The 13,906-nt window shown below is 72.2% G+C and carries 10 protein-coding genes and 2 pseudogenes; 7 read left to right on the plus strand and 5 right to left on the minus strand.

Translation table 11 applies throughout. The features are described from left to right. Positions 1-81: 81 nt before the first annotated feature. The 4 genes and pseudogenes from ACF061_RS21525 to ACF061_RS21540 form a co-directional block, all read left to right on the plus strand. Positions 82-1,335, plus strand: a complete 1,254-nt coding sequence (locus ACF061_RS21525) for an ABC transporter substrate-binding protein (protein WP_392268526.1) — start codon at positions 82-84, stop codon at positions 1,333-1,335. An 11-nt stretch (positions 1,336-1,346) separates the two neighbouring features. After that, positions 1,347-2,300: a carbohydrate ABC transporter permease gene (locus ACF061_RS21530; RefSeq protein ID WP_392268527.1), complete on the plus strand. Its 954-nt coding sequence runs from the start codon at positions 1,347-1,349 to the stop codon at positions 2,298-2,300. Positions 2,301-2,305: 5 nt separating this feature from the next. After that, positions 2,306-3,133 carry a carbohydrate ABC transporter permease gene (locus tag ACF061_RS21535; RefSeq protein WP_392268572.1) on the plus strand — a complete coding sequence of 276 codons (828 nt, stop codon included), beginning with the start codon at positions 2,306-2,308 and terminating at the stop codon, positions 3,131-3,133. A 218-nt stretch (positions 3,134-3,351) separates the two neighbouring features. Next, positions 3,352-3,666 (plus strand): annotated as a pseudogene (locus ACF061_RS21540) (alcohol dehydrogenase catalytic domain-containing protein); the annotation flags it as partial. Between the two features lie 114 nt (positions 3,667-3,780). On the opposite strand, the gene ACF061_RS21545 reads toward ACF061_RS21540, so the two are convergent. Next, entirely contained in the window at positions 3,781-4,785 is a 1,005-nt protein-coding gene (locus ACF061_RS21545) for a DMT family transporter (RefSeq protein WP_392268528.1), read from the minus strand. A gap of 462 nt (positions 4,786-5,247) precedes the next feature. Further along, a complete protein-coding gene (locus ACF061_RS21550) occupies positions 5,248-5,646 on the minus strand; it encodes a VOC family protein (RefSeq protein WP_392268529.1) in 399 nt (132 codons plus the stop codon). A gap of 448 nt (positions 5,647-6,094) precedes the next feature. Here ACF061_RS21550 and murJ point away from each other — a divergent pair, with 448 nt between their 5' ends. After that, positions 6,095-7,777 carry a murein biosynthesis integral membrane protein MurJ gene (murJ, locus tag ACF061_RS21555; RefSeq protein WP_392268530.1) on the plus strand — a complete coding sequence of 561 codons (1,683 nt, stop codon included), beginning with the start codon at positions 6,095-6,097 and terminating at the stop codon, positions 7,775-7,777. A 73-nt stretch (positions 7,778-7,850) separates the two neighbouring features. Next, positions 7,851-7,955 (plus strand): annotated as a pseudogene (locus tag ACF061_RS21560) (transcriptional regulator); the annotation flags it as partial. A 335-nt stretch (positions 7,956-8,290) separates the two neighbouring features. Here the strand turns inward: ACF061_RS21560 and ACF061_RS21565 are convergent. Beyond that, complete coding sequence (locus ACF061_RS21565; RefSeq protein ID WP_392268531.1) at positions 8,291-8,950, minus strand: GNAT family N-acetyltransferase; 660 nt, start codon at positions 8,948-8,950, stop codon at positions 8,291-8,293. A gap of 231 nt (positions 8,951-9,181) precedes the next feature. After that, the gene (locus ACF061_RS21570) at positions 9,182-9,910 is read right to left on the minus strand and encodes a hypothetical protein (RefSeq protein WP_392268532.1); all 729 of its coding nucleotides are present in this window, start codon (positions 9,908-9,910) and stop codon (positions 9,182-9,184) included. Between the two features lie 662 nt (positions 9,911-10,572). Between ACF061_RS21570 and ACF061_RS21575 the strand changes: the two genes are divergently transcribed. After that, positions 10,573-12,468, plus strand: coding sequence for an arabinofuranosidase catalytic domain-containing protein (locus ACF061_RS21575; RefSeq protein ID WP_392268533.1), 1,896 nt, complete (start codon positions 10,573-10,575; stop codon positions 12,466-12,468). Between the two features lie 447 nt (positions 12,469-12,915). Here ACF061_RS21575 and ACF061_RS21580 read toward each other — a convergent pair whose 3' ends face one another. Then, the gene (locus tag ACF061_RS21580; protein ID WP_392268534.1) at positions 12,916-13,416 is read right to left on the minus strand and encodes a peptidylprolyl isomerase; all 501 of its coding nucleotides are present in this window, start codon (positions 13,414-13,416) and stop codon (positions 12,916-12,918) included. Positions 13,417-13,906: the final 490 nt, after the last annotated feature.

Genomic DNA, 13,906 nt, shown 5'->3' on the forward strand with positions numbered 1-13,906 from the left:
CCCGCCGCGGACCACCTGCCCGGCGCCCGCTGAGCCCGCCGTTCCCCCCTCTCCCACGCAACCCACGCAAGGGCACCCAACGTGACAGCACCCACTCCGGCTGCCGCGCGCCGCAAACGCTCCCGCGGGGCCGCGGCGCCACTCGCCGTCGTCTCCGCCCTGGTCGCCGGGGCGGCCCTGACCGGATGCGGCCAGCAGCGCGACAGCGACGTGTACACCGTGATGAACTCCTCGACCGACGAGTCCTACCACCGCTGGGACGCTCAGGCGATGGCCCGCTGCGGCAAGCGGCTCGGCGTCACCATCGAGCAGCAGAGCGTCCCGGCCGCGCAGGTGATGACGAAGGCGCTGCGCATGGCGTCCTCGAAGTCGCTGCCCGACATCGTGCAGTTCGACGCCTCCGAGATGCCGACGTTCGCCGAGGCCGGGGGACTGACCGACCTCAGGAGCCTGGGCCTGGGCACCGACCGGATCCCCCGCGGCATCGTCGACTTCGGCTCCTACAAGGGGACGTACTACGGCGCGGCCCGCTCGGTGAACACGCTCGCGCTCTTCTACGACAAGGACGTCCTCGCCGGGGCCGGCCTGAAGGTCCCGGCCACCTGGGCCGAACTGCGCGAGACCGCCCGGAAGCTCACCCGGGGCAAGCGGTACGGCCTGGCGCTCAGCGCGGGCGGGGCCGAGGACGGTGTCTTCCAGTTCACCCCGTTCATGTGGTCCAACGGCGGCGACGAGAAGGAGCTCGACGGACCGCGGGTCGTCGAGGCCCTGGACTTCTGGAAGTCCCTGCTGAAGGACGGCTCGCTGTCGAAGTCGACGGTCAGCTGGACGCAGGCGGACGTCAACGACCAGTTCATGGCGGGCAACGCCGCCATGATGATCAACGGACCGTGGCAGGTCGAGACGCTGAACACCAGGAAGTCGCTGCACTGGGGCATCGCGCGGATCCCGGTGCCCAGGGCCGGGGACAGGTCCGTGGGCCCCCTCGGCGGTGCGGTGCTCACGGTGCCGGACACCGGGGACCGGGCGCGGGAGAGGACGGCCGCGCGGATCGTCGGCTGTCTCTCCGGCGAGCAGGAGCAGCTGACCTACGCGCTCAACAGCTGGATGGTCCCGGCCGACGAGAAGGCCGCCGCGGTGTGGCGGGCACGAGTGCCCGAACTGGACGCCCTGGCCGACCAGGTGGCCACCGCCCGCTCCCGCACGGCCGAGCTCGGCGCCGGATGGTCGAGCGTGTCGCTCGCCCTGCAGAGCGCCTTCCAGTCGGCCCTGACCGGTGAGTCGAGCAAGGCGGCCCTGACACGCGCCCAGCAGCGGGCCACGAGCGGGAAGTGAGGGGAGCGCACATGACCACGTCCACCGCCACCGGCCCGGCGCCCGCCACGGCGCGCCGGGCCGCCGGAGCGCCCGGTCCGCGACGGACCCGGCTGCGGCGCCGCCTCGCCCAATGGGGGTTCGTCGCTCCCGCCGTCGTCTTCATGCTGCTGTTCTTCGGCTACCCGCTCGTCCGCAACGTCGTGATGAGCTTCCAGCACTACACGCCGAAGACCTTCTTCACCGGCGAGGCTCCCTTCAACGGCCTCGACAACTGGTCGAAGGTCTTCCAGGACGCCCTGTTCGGCAAGGCGCTGTGGCACACCCTGGTGTTCACCGCCGGCTCACTGCTCGGGCAGTTCTGCATCGGCCTCGCCCTCGCGGTGTTCTTCAGCCGGAGGTTCCCGCTGGGTGGTGTCCTGCGGTCCCTGATCCTGCTGCCCTGGCTGGTGCCCATGGTGGTGTCCGGCATCGTGTGGCGGCGCGTCCTCGACCAGGACACCGGCGTGCTCAACTCGTTGCTGGGCACGCTCGGCCTCGGCGGCCACACCCCGTGGCTGACCAGCCCGGGCATGGCCCTGCTGTCGGTGATCATGGTCAACATCTGGATCGGCATCCCGTTCAACATGGTCATCCTCTACGGCGGTCTGCAGGAGATACCCGAGGAGCTGAACGAGGCGGCCGCCCTGGACGGCGCCTCCGCCTGGCGGACCTTCCGCTCCGTCACCCTGCCGATGCTCAAGCCGGTGATCACGGTCGTCCTGGTGCTCGGCTTCATGTCGACGGTGAAGATCCTCGACCTGATCCTCGCCCTGACCGACGGCGGCCCGGCCGACGCCACCCAGACCCTGGGCACGCTCACCTACCAGAACTCCTTCGTGCAGCTCGACTTCGGCGCGGGCGCGGTCGTCGGCAACGTACTCATCCTTGTCTCCGCGGTGTTCGCGGTGTTCTACCTGCGGGCCAACCGCACCGAGGGGAAGTGACGTCCGTGGCCTCCCACCCGCCCACGACACCCAGGCGCCGATGGGGCTCCACCATCGCCGGCGTGCTCATCCTGTGCGTGATGCTCTTCCCGCTGTACTGGATGCTCAACACCGCGCTCCAGCCGGCGTCCGGTCTGCTCCAGGTCGACCCGGTGCCGGGCAGCCTGGACCTGTCCGGCTTCACCAAGGCCCTCGGCGACCAGGGCGGTCACCTGCTGACCTCGCTGGCCGTGTCGCTGGGCGCGGTCGTCATCTGCCTGGCGATCTCCGCCCCGGCGGCCTACGGGCTGGCCCGGTTCGGACTGCGCGGCTCGCGGACGATCGTGTTCGGCACGCTGATCACCCAGATGGTGCCGGGCATCGTCATCGCCAACGCGCTCTACAACTCCTACGTCGACCTGGGCCTGGTCAACTCCTACTTCGGTCTGATGCTGGCCGACGCCTCGCTCGGCATCCCGTTCTCCATCGTGCTGATGCGCTCCTTCATGGTCTCGATCCCGGGCGAGGTGATCGAGGCGGCGCAGATCGACGGCGCCGGGCCGGTGCGGACGTTCCTGCGGGTGGCGCTGCCGATGAGCCGCAACTCGCTCATCACCTCGGGCCTGTTCGCCTTCCTCTTCTCGTGGAGCGACTTCATGTTCGCCCTCACCCTGAACACGACCGACGACGTCAAGCCGGTCACGCTGGGCATCTACCAGTACATCGGCGCGCACGTCGGCGACTGGGGCTCGGTGATGGCCGCGTCCGTCCTGTCCGCGGTGCCGGCGGCGGTCCTCCTCGTCCTCGCGCAGAAGTACATCGCCGCCGGCATCACCGGCGGTTCCGTCAAGTGATCCGGCCCTCGCACGGAGACTTTTCTGGACTTGCCGGTCCAAAAATCACTTCCCACGCTCACGGTCGTGACGCGGCGGACCGCCGGTGCCGGCGGAACCACGGTGCCCGGCCGTCCGCACGTCCTCGCACGTCCCCCGGGACGGCGGGGCCTCGTCCGCGTCCACCGCCGGCCACCGGCGAAAGCACCGACGGAGACGAACCGGAAGAGGTGTCCCACATGCGTGCTGTGGTCGTGGAAGAGCTGGGCGGGCCGGAAGTCCTGCGGGTGCGGGACTGGCCCGACCCCGAGCCGGGACCGGGAAAGCTCCTGGTCGACGTCGACTTCTGCGGGGTCAACTTCATGGACACCGGCTCCCGGGTCGGGTACGGACTGGCCGGAGGCGTCCCGTTCGTCCCCGGCGTCGAGGGGGCCGGCCGGGTCGCCGCGATCGGCGAGGGCGTCACCGGCTTCGCGGTGGGGGACCGGGTGGCATGGGTCTACGTCTACGGCGGCTACGCCGAGCGGATCGCCCTGCCCGCCGACCGGGCCGTCCCGGTGCCGGACGACATCCCCGCCGACGTCGCCGCCGCGATGTCGCGCCCCCCGCCCGGCCCCGGCGGCCGCCACCTCCTCACACACCCTCGCCGGCGCCCCGGGACGCCGCGGTCAGGACCTTCCGTCCCCGCCGCGCGGCCGTCGCGGCCGCTTGCGCGGCCAGGCCTCGCGGACCCCGGCGAAATAGGCGCCGGCGAGGATCAGCGCACAGCCGGACAGTTGCAGCAGCGTGGGGCGCTCCCCGAGCACCACGGCGCCCAGCGCCACCGCGCCCACCGGCGTCAGAAGCAGCAGGACGGCGCCGACGTGGCTCGCCAGCAGCGGCGAGAAAGTGGCGACCAGCAGCCACCCCACCACCTGGCTGGAGACCGCCACCGCCAGCAGCCGGCCCAGGACCTGCCGACCGGGTGTGAAGTCCATGCCGTACCGGAGCAGACCGGCCACCAGCGACACGACGGCCGCGGACGCGATCACCACGGCGTACGGCTGCCGGACCTGGCCGCCGTGACCGCCGCGCCGCAGCAGGAACAGGAAGACCGAATAGCACACCGCCGCGAGCACGGCGTGCAGGGTGCCCCACCACGGATCGCTTCCGGAGGCGCCGCCCTCGACGATCCCTCCGGTCAGCACGACGCCCACCAGGATCACGGGACCCCAGAGCAGGAAACGGCGGGGCACCGGCTCCCGGTCGATCAGCCGGGCGAGCAGGGGCACCAGTACCACCTGCACATTGACCAGCACGGTGGAGAGCCCCGCCCCGACCTCGCCGATCGCCTGGGTCCACAGCAGCATGTCCCCGGCGAACGCGCCGCCCGCCAGCAGCGCGAGCCCGACCTGCCCGCGTGACGGCGAGCCCTCGCGGCGGTGTTCCGGCACGGCCAGCAGCAAAAGCGCCGGCAGTGCCAGCGCACAGCGGTAGAACGACGCCGTCCCGGGTTCGGTCCGCGCCAGCCCCAGCAGTACCGCGGAGGCCGACACGCACAGGGCGCCCACCGCCATGCCGGCGGCCGGGTGACGCGACAGGCGCTGTGCGGGGCCGGCCGACTGCCGCCGCCCCGGCGCCGTCCGCCGGCTGTCGGTCGCGGAGCCGCTCCCGTGCCCGGTCGATCGTGTCATGACTGCGCCTCCGCTCGACTCCCGCCCCGATACCTGTCCCGGGATCGAGGGACTCCTTCCCCCGACCCGCCCGGGGGGCATGCCGCTCGGGGCGGCCGGCGGAGCGAACCACCGGGACGGCCGCATGCGAGGGAGAACGACCGTGGCGAACCGGACCGGGGCGGGGCGGGAGCGGGGCGGGAGCGGGGATGGACCGGGGCGGGGCGGGAGCGGAGCCGGGCCGGTTGTCACGGCGGGGTTGACGGGTCGTCGGGCAACTGTCGTCCGGCACGTCGATCGCCCCCTCCCGCCGCGAAGGCGGGCGCGGTCGTCGATTGGCCGAAAATGAGCTGGCCTTCCTCTCATGGGACTCGGCACGCACCCGCTGGGGCGTCCGTCCGCTGCGGGCCGCGCGCTCTCGGGAACCCCGGGGGCCCGGCTCCCACGCGAGCGGCCGCGCACGGCGTCGATGCGCGCACGGCGTCAACGTGCGAACTTCTCCTCGGCCGCCGCGGTGACGGGGGTGAAGAAGTTGACGAGGTTGCCGTCGGGGTCGCGGAACAGCAGCGAGCGGTTGCCCCAGGGCATCGTGGTGGGCCCGTTGACGAAGTCGGTGACGAAACCGGTCAGGTTCCGGTGAACGAGGTCCACGTCGTCGACGCGGAACTCGATGATCACGCTGTGGTTGTCCGCCGGACGGGCCGAGTCCGGGGCGAACAGCGGGACGGTGCGGGTGCCGGCGATGGCGAGGGTGGCGCCGGGGGTCCTGAGTTCGGCGAAGTCCTCGGTGGCCCACGTCGCCCGCACCCCCGTGGCCCGCTCGTAGAACTCGACGAGGCGCGCCACGTCGCCGGTGATGATGCGGATCGAGACGAAGTCCATGGTTCTCCTTGGCTGCTGGAAACGCTGCACTCCGCAGGCTAGGAGCGATAGCGGACAGGTTCGGTCCGGTTTCGGCGCCAAGCCGTGAACATGCCTCGCCCCACCGGCCGCGTGCCGACCCTCCTGGAACCGCCGCAGCCGGGCGGCACCCGGACGGTGGACGGACCCGCCGACCGGCTCGGCGCCGACGGGCACACGGTGCGGCGGTAGGCGGACCGTCTGATCCACCTCGACGTGCCCAGTCGGTGCGCGGCCGGTACGGCGAGCACCGGCTCGCCCCGGGTACCTCCAGCCTCCCCTCGTGCTCGGTGAGGACGAGGCGCTCGCGGTGCTGATCGGTCGCCCGGCCTGCTGTCTGCCGAGAACGTCCCGCAGCGCCAGGGATGAAGCCTGTTGCGTGACGCCGGCGAATTGAGGACCTGGGTCCGTGAGGACATAGGTTGACGGCATGGTCGAGGGGGCGAACTCCGCGGCGCGGACCATGCCGCAGGAGCAGCAGAGAAGGGGGCGGCATGCCGCCCGGCGGAAGAAGGACAAGGGCGGGCTGGCTCGTTCGTCCTTACTGATGGCTGTCGGCACGGTGGTGTCACGGGCGACGGGACTGATCCGTCAGGTGCTGCAGGCCGCGGCGCTCGGCACAGGTTTGCTGGCCAGTACGTACAACACGGCGAACACCGTGCCGACGAGTCTGTACACGCTGCTGATCGGTGGGGCGCTCAACGCCGTGCTGGTGCCGCAGTTGGTTCGGGCCAGGGCCACGCAGCCCGATGGCGGACGCGCTTACGAGCAGCGTCTGGTCACGCTCGTGGTCTGTGTACTGGGTGTGGGGACGGCGCTGGCGGTGTGGGCGGCGCCGCAGATCGTGGGCCTGTACATGCGGGACACCCCGGACAGTCACGAGGCCTTCGAGTTGACGGTGACGTTCGCTCGGTTCCTGCTGCCGCAGATCTTCTTCTATGGGCTGTTCAGCATCTACGGGCAGGTGTTGAACGCGCGCGAGAAGTTCGGCGCGATGATGTGGACCCCGGTGCTGAACAACGTCGTGCTGGTCGCCATGTTCGGCGCCTATCTGGGGCTGATGACGGTTCCCGACCGGGTGGAGGACATCACCGCCGACCAGGTGCGGTTGCTGGGGATCGGGTCGACGGCGGGCATCGCCGTGCAGGCCTTGGCGCTGGTTCCGTTCGCGCGGGCCGCTGGTTTCCGTTTCCGCCCGCGGTTCGACTGGCGAGGCACCGGCCTGGGCAAGAGCGTCCACGCGGCGAAGTGGACGCTGCTGTTCGTCCTGGCCAACCAGGTCGCCCTGACGGTGGTCACGAACTACGCCAACGCCGCCGACCAGGAGCTGCCGCAGGCCGGCGCCGGCTACTCGGCCTACACCTACGCGCAGACCATATGGATGCTGCCGCAGTCGATCGTGACGGTGTCCCTGGTGACGGCCTTGCTGCCGCGTATGAGCCGGGCGGTCGCCGAGGGGCGTGTCCCGGATCTACGCGCGGACCTGTCCAGGGCGCTGCGGATCAGCGGCGTGGTCATCGTGCCCGCCGCGTTCCTCTTCCTCGCGCTGGGGCCGCAGATCTCCTCGCTGCTGTTCGCCCACGGGGCGGCGGACGCCGGCTCGGCCCGCCCGCTGGGGTACATGCTGCAGGCGTTCGGACTCGGGCTCGTCCCGTTCTCCGCCCAGTACCTCTTGCTGCGCGGCTTCTACGCGTTCGAGGACACCCGCACTCCGTTCTTGATGGCGGCCTGGATCGCGGGGGTGAACATCGCCCTGGCCACCGTCTGTCATGTGCTGCTGCCCGCCCGCTGGGCCGTGGTCGGTATGGCCGGGGCCTACACCCTCTCCTATGTGGCCGGTCTCGCACTCACCGCGCATCTGCTGCGCAGGAGCCTCGGGGGCCGTATCGACGACGGCGGCCTGCGCCGCACCTACGTGAAACTGTTCTGCGCCGCGGGCCCGGCGGCGGGGCTGGGGTGGGTTTCCGCGCGTGCGTGCGCGGATCTGGGAAGTGGAACGTGGCCCACCGCCGTCGCACTGGCTGCCGGGGCGCTCGCAACGGCCCTGGGGTATCTCCTTCTCGCCCGGCTGATGAAGGTCAGCGAGTTGAGCCGCCTGCCCGGGATGCGTTGAGTCCGGGTGGACGAGGCTGTGGACGGTCCCGCGCGGTTGGCGATGACGAAGACGCCGGGCTGCCACTTGGCGCTTGGGAACATCCAGGCGGCCGTTCGTCATCCAGCGGCCCGACGAACCGCGCGACCTCGTCGCCGCGCTCGCCGATCGACTCGCCTCGCGTGCACACCGGGCCTGACGACGAGTGACCCGCCGGGCCTGACGGCGATTCAACCGGGTCCCCCGGCCGGGCCGGCTGCCGCGACCGGGCGGCCGGCCCCGCACCGCTCCGGCGGAACCCGGACCGCCCCCGGTGGAACCCGGACCGCCCCCGGCGGGACCCGGACCGCCCCCGGCGGAACCCGGACCGCCCCCGGCGGAACCCGGACCGCCCCCGGCGGAACCCGGACCGCCCCCGGCGGAACCCGCACCGCCCCCGGCGGAACCCGGACCGCCCCCGGCGGAACCCGCACCGCCCCCCGGCGGAACCCGCACCGCCCCCGGCGGGACCCGCACCGCCCGGGCCGGGTCGGCTCAGTCGCCGGGCCGGGTGCCTCGCGCCCCATGGCCGGTGAGCGGGCGGGTCGAGCGCCCGAGGTAGGTCAGCGGCCCGGGGTCCTTCACCGGCAGGACGGAGAATCCGAGGCGGTCGTAGAAGGCGCGGGCGGCTGTGTTGGCGGTGACCATGCCGAGGTGGACCCGTTCGACCCCGCGCGCCGCCAGCGCGGTTAGGAAGGTGTCCATCAACTCGCGTCCGTAGCCGGCCCGCTGGTGGCTGGGGAGCAGGTCGATGTGCAGATGGGCCGGGTGGTCGGCGATCTCCGGCACGAGCATGCGCTCGGGGGTGTGCATGAGACGCACCATCACCTCGCTCGGTGTGCTCGGCTCGCCGGCCGTGGCGGGGTACCGGCCGGCCAGCCCGGGCAGCCACTCGTCCCGGAAGCGCCGTACGAAGGTCGGGGTGTCGGCGGTGCCGAGGACGTAACCCACCGCACGCTCGCCGTCGTCCACGACGAACGCCAGCTCCGGCTCCAACTCCGCGTAGGGGGCGGCGAAGATGTTGGGCAGCAGTTCCGGGTCCGGGTAGATGTGTCGGGAGTCGCCGCCGTTCTCGGCCGTGCGCACGCAGATGTCGAAGAGGGCGTCGCGATCGGTGGAACGGTAGGGCCGGATGAGTGCACGGGACGTCGTCATGGGAGACATGCTGCACCCAGCGGGAGCGCTCCCACAATGGGTGCCGGCCGACCAGCCCGGGCCGACCGCCGAGGGTCGGCGGCCGTGGGCGGGCGTCCGTGCCCCTCGCCACCCGCGGCGGGGAGGCGGCCCGCGCCCCGGCCGGGCCTGCCGGTCCGGGCCACGGTCCCGCCGTGACGAATGGCGGAGTCGTGACGCGGACCGGCGGGCCCGGCGCGTCGCCCTACCGTGTCACTTGAGGCATCCGGGCTTCGGGAAGGGTGTCGTGCTCGCGGGGTGGCCGCCGCCCTCCATGTTGGTGACGAGCTTGGGCGCCGGGCCGTTGGGGTCGGTGATGCGGGCGACGAAGCCGGCGCTCTCGGGCAGGGCCGGGTGGGCGCGGTCGACCACGCCGCCGAAGCGGGTGCCGTCGCCGGCGTCCTTGAAGAACGCCCGCGGTCCCGTGGGCCCGTTGCTGAGCACGGCGATGCTCCCGGCCCCGATGGAGGTCTCCGTGACGATGGTGCAGCCCCGTGCGTCGGGAGTGCCCACCTTGGGGAGCGGGAAGGTCCTGGTGCCGCCCGCGGCGGTGCTCACCCGCAGTGCGGGGGCGGATCCGGTGGCGCCCGTCAGGCGCAGCGACAGGGTCCGCTGCCGCGCCGTGAGGTGGTCGCGGTCGAGTTTGGCGAGGACCCGGTACATGTAGGGATCGCCCGGCTTCCAGTTCGCCGACACGGCGCGGATCCACGCCTCCGGGCCGCCCGCGCGCGGGTCGTCGCGCAGTACGGCGACCATGTTCTGGCCGATGGCCACGGCCTGACCCGCGTAGCGGGCGGCGGGGTTGGTGGCGACGGGGCTGATGGCGGTCCTGGTGGTGGCGGCCGAGGCCGTCGCCGCGGGGAGGGCGGCGGCGCCGAGGGTGCCTGCGAGCACCGCGACGGTCAGGGCGCCGCGGCGCGTGAACGGGAACGGGATGGGCATCAAAGGGCTCCTGTTGGTCGAGGCAGGGACAAGCATCTTGATGCCGCGCTTCTCGTCGGGGACGTGGTGCTCGATGACCGACACGGATGAGGCGGGGCGACAGAATTAATGGTACGTAGCCGAATTCGACTGTTTGTTGCTTGATTTGTCACAGGAAATCAACAGGAAACGGAAGTCAGATCTCCGTACGACGCTTCGCACCTCCGGACGGCACCCGAGCCCGGCCTTCGGAAGCCGCGAAGGGATGTCCCGGGGCGCGCCTGAGACGCGCGGATCGGCGCCGTGCGGGAGCGGGTCGGCGCCGTGAGGGGGAGCGGGTCGGCGCCGTGAGGGGGAGCGGGACGGCTCGAATTCGTGCCGCCTGCTGCCGGGCCCAGGGATCACGGGCCGAGGATGTTCCGCCGCCCCGGCGGGGCGACCCTGCGCGTCACGGCGGTGCTCCGGACCGGTTCCGCCGGAGGACTGCCGACTTGAGGCACCGTGACTGAACAGAACACAACAGATCTGGACAGAATTCGAGGGTGTCGGCGGGATGTAAGCAACAAATATTGACGCGATCGACCAGTGCGCGTAACTTCCCCGCGAAGGTGTCGAGCGGCGCGAACTCGGCTGCCGTCTCGCCAGGTTGAGCTCCATTCCCTCACTCGATACGGGAGCACACCATGCGCAGAGCAAGATCCACCGCAGGGAGGGCCGTTCCGCGTCCGTTCGCGGGAGCGGCTGTCCCGCGTCCCGGGAGGCATCTGCTGGCCGCGGTGGCGGCCCTCGGGCTCGTCCTCGGTCTCCTGATCGGCTTCCCCGCCGCGGCGCAGGCCGCCGGATCACTGCCGTGCGACATCTACGGCTCCGCCGGCACCCCCTGCGTCGCCGCGCACAGCACGACGCGCGCCCTGCTGTCGTCCTACGACGGCCCCGTGTACCAGGTCACACGTGCCTCGGACGGGGCCCGTGCCGACATCGGGCCGCTGGCCCAGGGCGGTTACGCCGACGCCGCCCGGCAGGACACGTTCTGTCAGAACACGACGTGCCGGATGACCAAGATCTACGACCAGACCTCGCGGCACAACGACCTGACCCCCGGCCCGGCCGGCACCTCGGGCATGGGCGCCGACCGCGGGGCCGACGCCGGCGAGATCGCGGTGACCGCAGGAGGCCACAAGGTCTACGGCATCTGGATCTCGCCGGGTGTCGGCTACCGCTACACCGGGGTGGCCTCCGGAGTCGCCGTCGACGGCCGGCCCGAGGGCGCCTACATGGTGGCCAGCGGCACGCACGTCGGCGCCGACTGCTGCTTCGACTACGGCAACGCGGAGAGCACCCCGGCCGACACCGGAAACGGTCACATGGACGCCGTGTCCATCGCGACCACCTGTTACTTCGCGCCGTGCACCGGTTCCGGACCGTGGGTCGAGGCCGACCTGGAGAACGGCATGTTCCAGGGCGACAACGGCTCGAACACCGCCAACCGGGGCAACAACAGCCCCTTCGTCACGGCCGTGCTGAAGAACGACGGACAGACCAGGTACGCCCTCAAGGGCGGCGACTCCCGGTCCGGTCCGCTGACCACCTGGTGGGACGGCGGGCTGCCCACCCGCGGCGGCTACCGGCCCATGCACCAGGAGGGCGGCATCATCCTGGGCACCGGAGGCGACAACAGCAACTGGAACCGGGGCACCTTCTTCGAGGGCGTGATGGTCGCCGGCTATCCGACCGACGCCGCCGAGAACGCCGTGCAGGCGAACATCGTCTCGGTCGGCTACTCGGGCCCGACGGACGTGCCCAACGGTCCGCAGGGCACGGTCACCGGCCCCGGCGGCAAGTGCGTCGACGTCGCCGCGGACGACACCGGCGGCAACGGAGCCGCCGTGCAACTGTGGGACTGCCAGACCTGGGCCGAGGACCAGCACTGGCAGCACAACGCCGACGGCTCCCTGAGCACGATCGGCAAGTGCCTGGACATCGTGGGCAACGGCACGGCCGGCGGCGCCAAGGTCGAACTGTGGGACTGCAACGGCGTGGGCGGCCAGAAGTGGGTCCAGCAGGCCGACGGCTCGCTGTTCAACCCGCAGTCGGGCCGCTGTCTGGACTCGCCCAGCGGTGCGACCGCCAACGGCACCCGGTTGCGGATCTGGGACTGCAACGGCGCCGCGGCGCAGAAGTTCTCCGTAAACGGCGGCGCTCCGGTCGCCGGCCCGGGGGCGAAGTGCCTCGACGTGGCGGCCGACGACAGTGGCGGCAACGGTGCGGCCGTACAGCTGTGGGACTGCCAGTCCTACGCCGTCGACCAGCACTGGTACCACACCGCGAACGGCGCGCTGCGGACGCTGGGCCGCTGCCTGGACATCGTGGGCAACGGCACGGCCGGCGGCACCGCGGTCGAGCTGTGGGACTGCGACGGCGCGGGCGGTCAGGTGTGGAACCAGCGCTCCGACGGCTCGCTGTTCAACCCGCAGTCGGGCCGCTGTCTGGACTCGCCCAGCGGTGCGACCGCCAACGGCACCCGGTTGCGGATCTGGGACTGCAACGGGTCGGCCGCCCAGAGGTTCGTTCTGAGCTGACCCGAGCTGACCCGAGCTGATACGAGCCGATCCGAACCGATGCGAGCCGAGGTCCACCCCGACCTCGGGCCCTCGCCGCCCCGGGATCCGGTGCGGCGAGGCGTCGGCCCGCCCGCGCGGACCGGGTGCGGGAACCGGCCGCCGGTCCCGTACCCCGCACCGGGCCCCTGCCCGTGGTCCACGCCCGGGCGGGACCCCGGCCTCGTCGCCACCGGCGCCGTGCGCCCGCCGTGCGGACTCGGTCGGTCGGCGCGGCGGCACACGCGGCAAGGCGCGTACCGCAGGACGTACGGGCCGCGTCGTCCCGCGGTACGCGCCTCCGCCGGGACGGCGGGGACGAGAACCGCGGCCCGGATCGGGGCGCGCGCCGGTCCTCGGCGCGGACGAGGCCGCCGCGGACGAGCCCGGATCAGCGGGGCGGCGGCCGGAGCGCGGTGACCCACCGCCTCATTCGACGATCTCGGCCCGCTCGATGACGACGTCGTCCTTCGGGACGTCCTGGTGCCCGGCCCGGGAGCCCGTCGCGACGGACTTGATGGCGTCGACGACCTCGGTCCCTTCGATCACCTCGCCGAAGACGGTGTAACCCCAGCCGGTGGAGGTCTGGGCGGTGTGGTCGAGGAAGCCGTTGTCCGCGACGTTGATGAAGAACTGGGCCGTCGCCGAGTGCGGATCCATCGTGCGCGCCATCGCCACGCTGTACTTGCGGTTCTTCAGCCCGTTGTCGGCCTCGTTCCGGATGGCGGCACGGGTGCTCTTCTTCTTCATGCCGGGCTCGAGTCCGCCGCCCTGGACCATGAAGTCGTCGATGACCCGGTGGAAGATCGTGCCGTCGTAGAAGCCGTCCCTGACGTACTGGACGAAGTTCTCGACCGTCTGGGGGGCCTTCTCGGCGTTGAGCCGGAGGACGATGTCCCCGTGGTTGGTGGCCAGCCGGACCTTGGACATGAAGACCTCGCTGTCTGTGCCTGTGGGGCGATGGAACGATCCAGGGCATTGTCGCAGCCCTCGCGGGAGGCGGATCGATGGCACGAGTGCGGGCCCGCCGCTCGCGTCACCGCGGGGGCGGTACCGGCGGTCGGGGCGGTCAGGGCGAGGGCCCGGTCGGCGTGGTCAGCGCGTCCAGCGGACGTGGTGCCCGGTGTTCGGTGCGGTGCTCGGGTGCGGTGGGCGGTGCCGTGGCTCGGTCGCTGGGCCGTGCGCCCTCGAACGGGGCCGTGAGCGGACGGGTCAGGTCCTCGGCCGGTACGGCGAGTTGGCGTCCGGCCCCGGCGAGCGCCGGGGCCGGCACGTTGGTCGGAGCCCGGGAGTCGGGCCTGGGCGTGCCTCGGCGGGCGGGCCGGGGGGGGGCGCCCGGCCCCCCCGGGGGTGGGGCCCGCCCCCCCGCCGGCGGCGGGCGGCGGGGCCGGGGTGGGCCGCATTACACAACAACCCCCCC

Origin of the sequence: Streptomyces sp. NPDC015220, assembly GCF_043079345.1 — a bacterium.
In the GTDB taxonomy this organism is placed as follows: Bacteria; Actinomycetota; Actinomycetes; order Streptomycetales; family Streptomycetaceae; genus Streptomyces.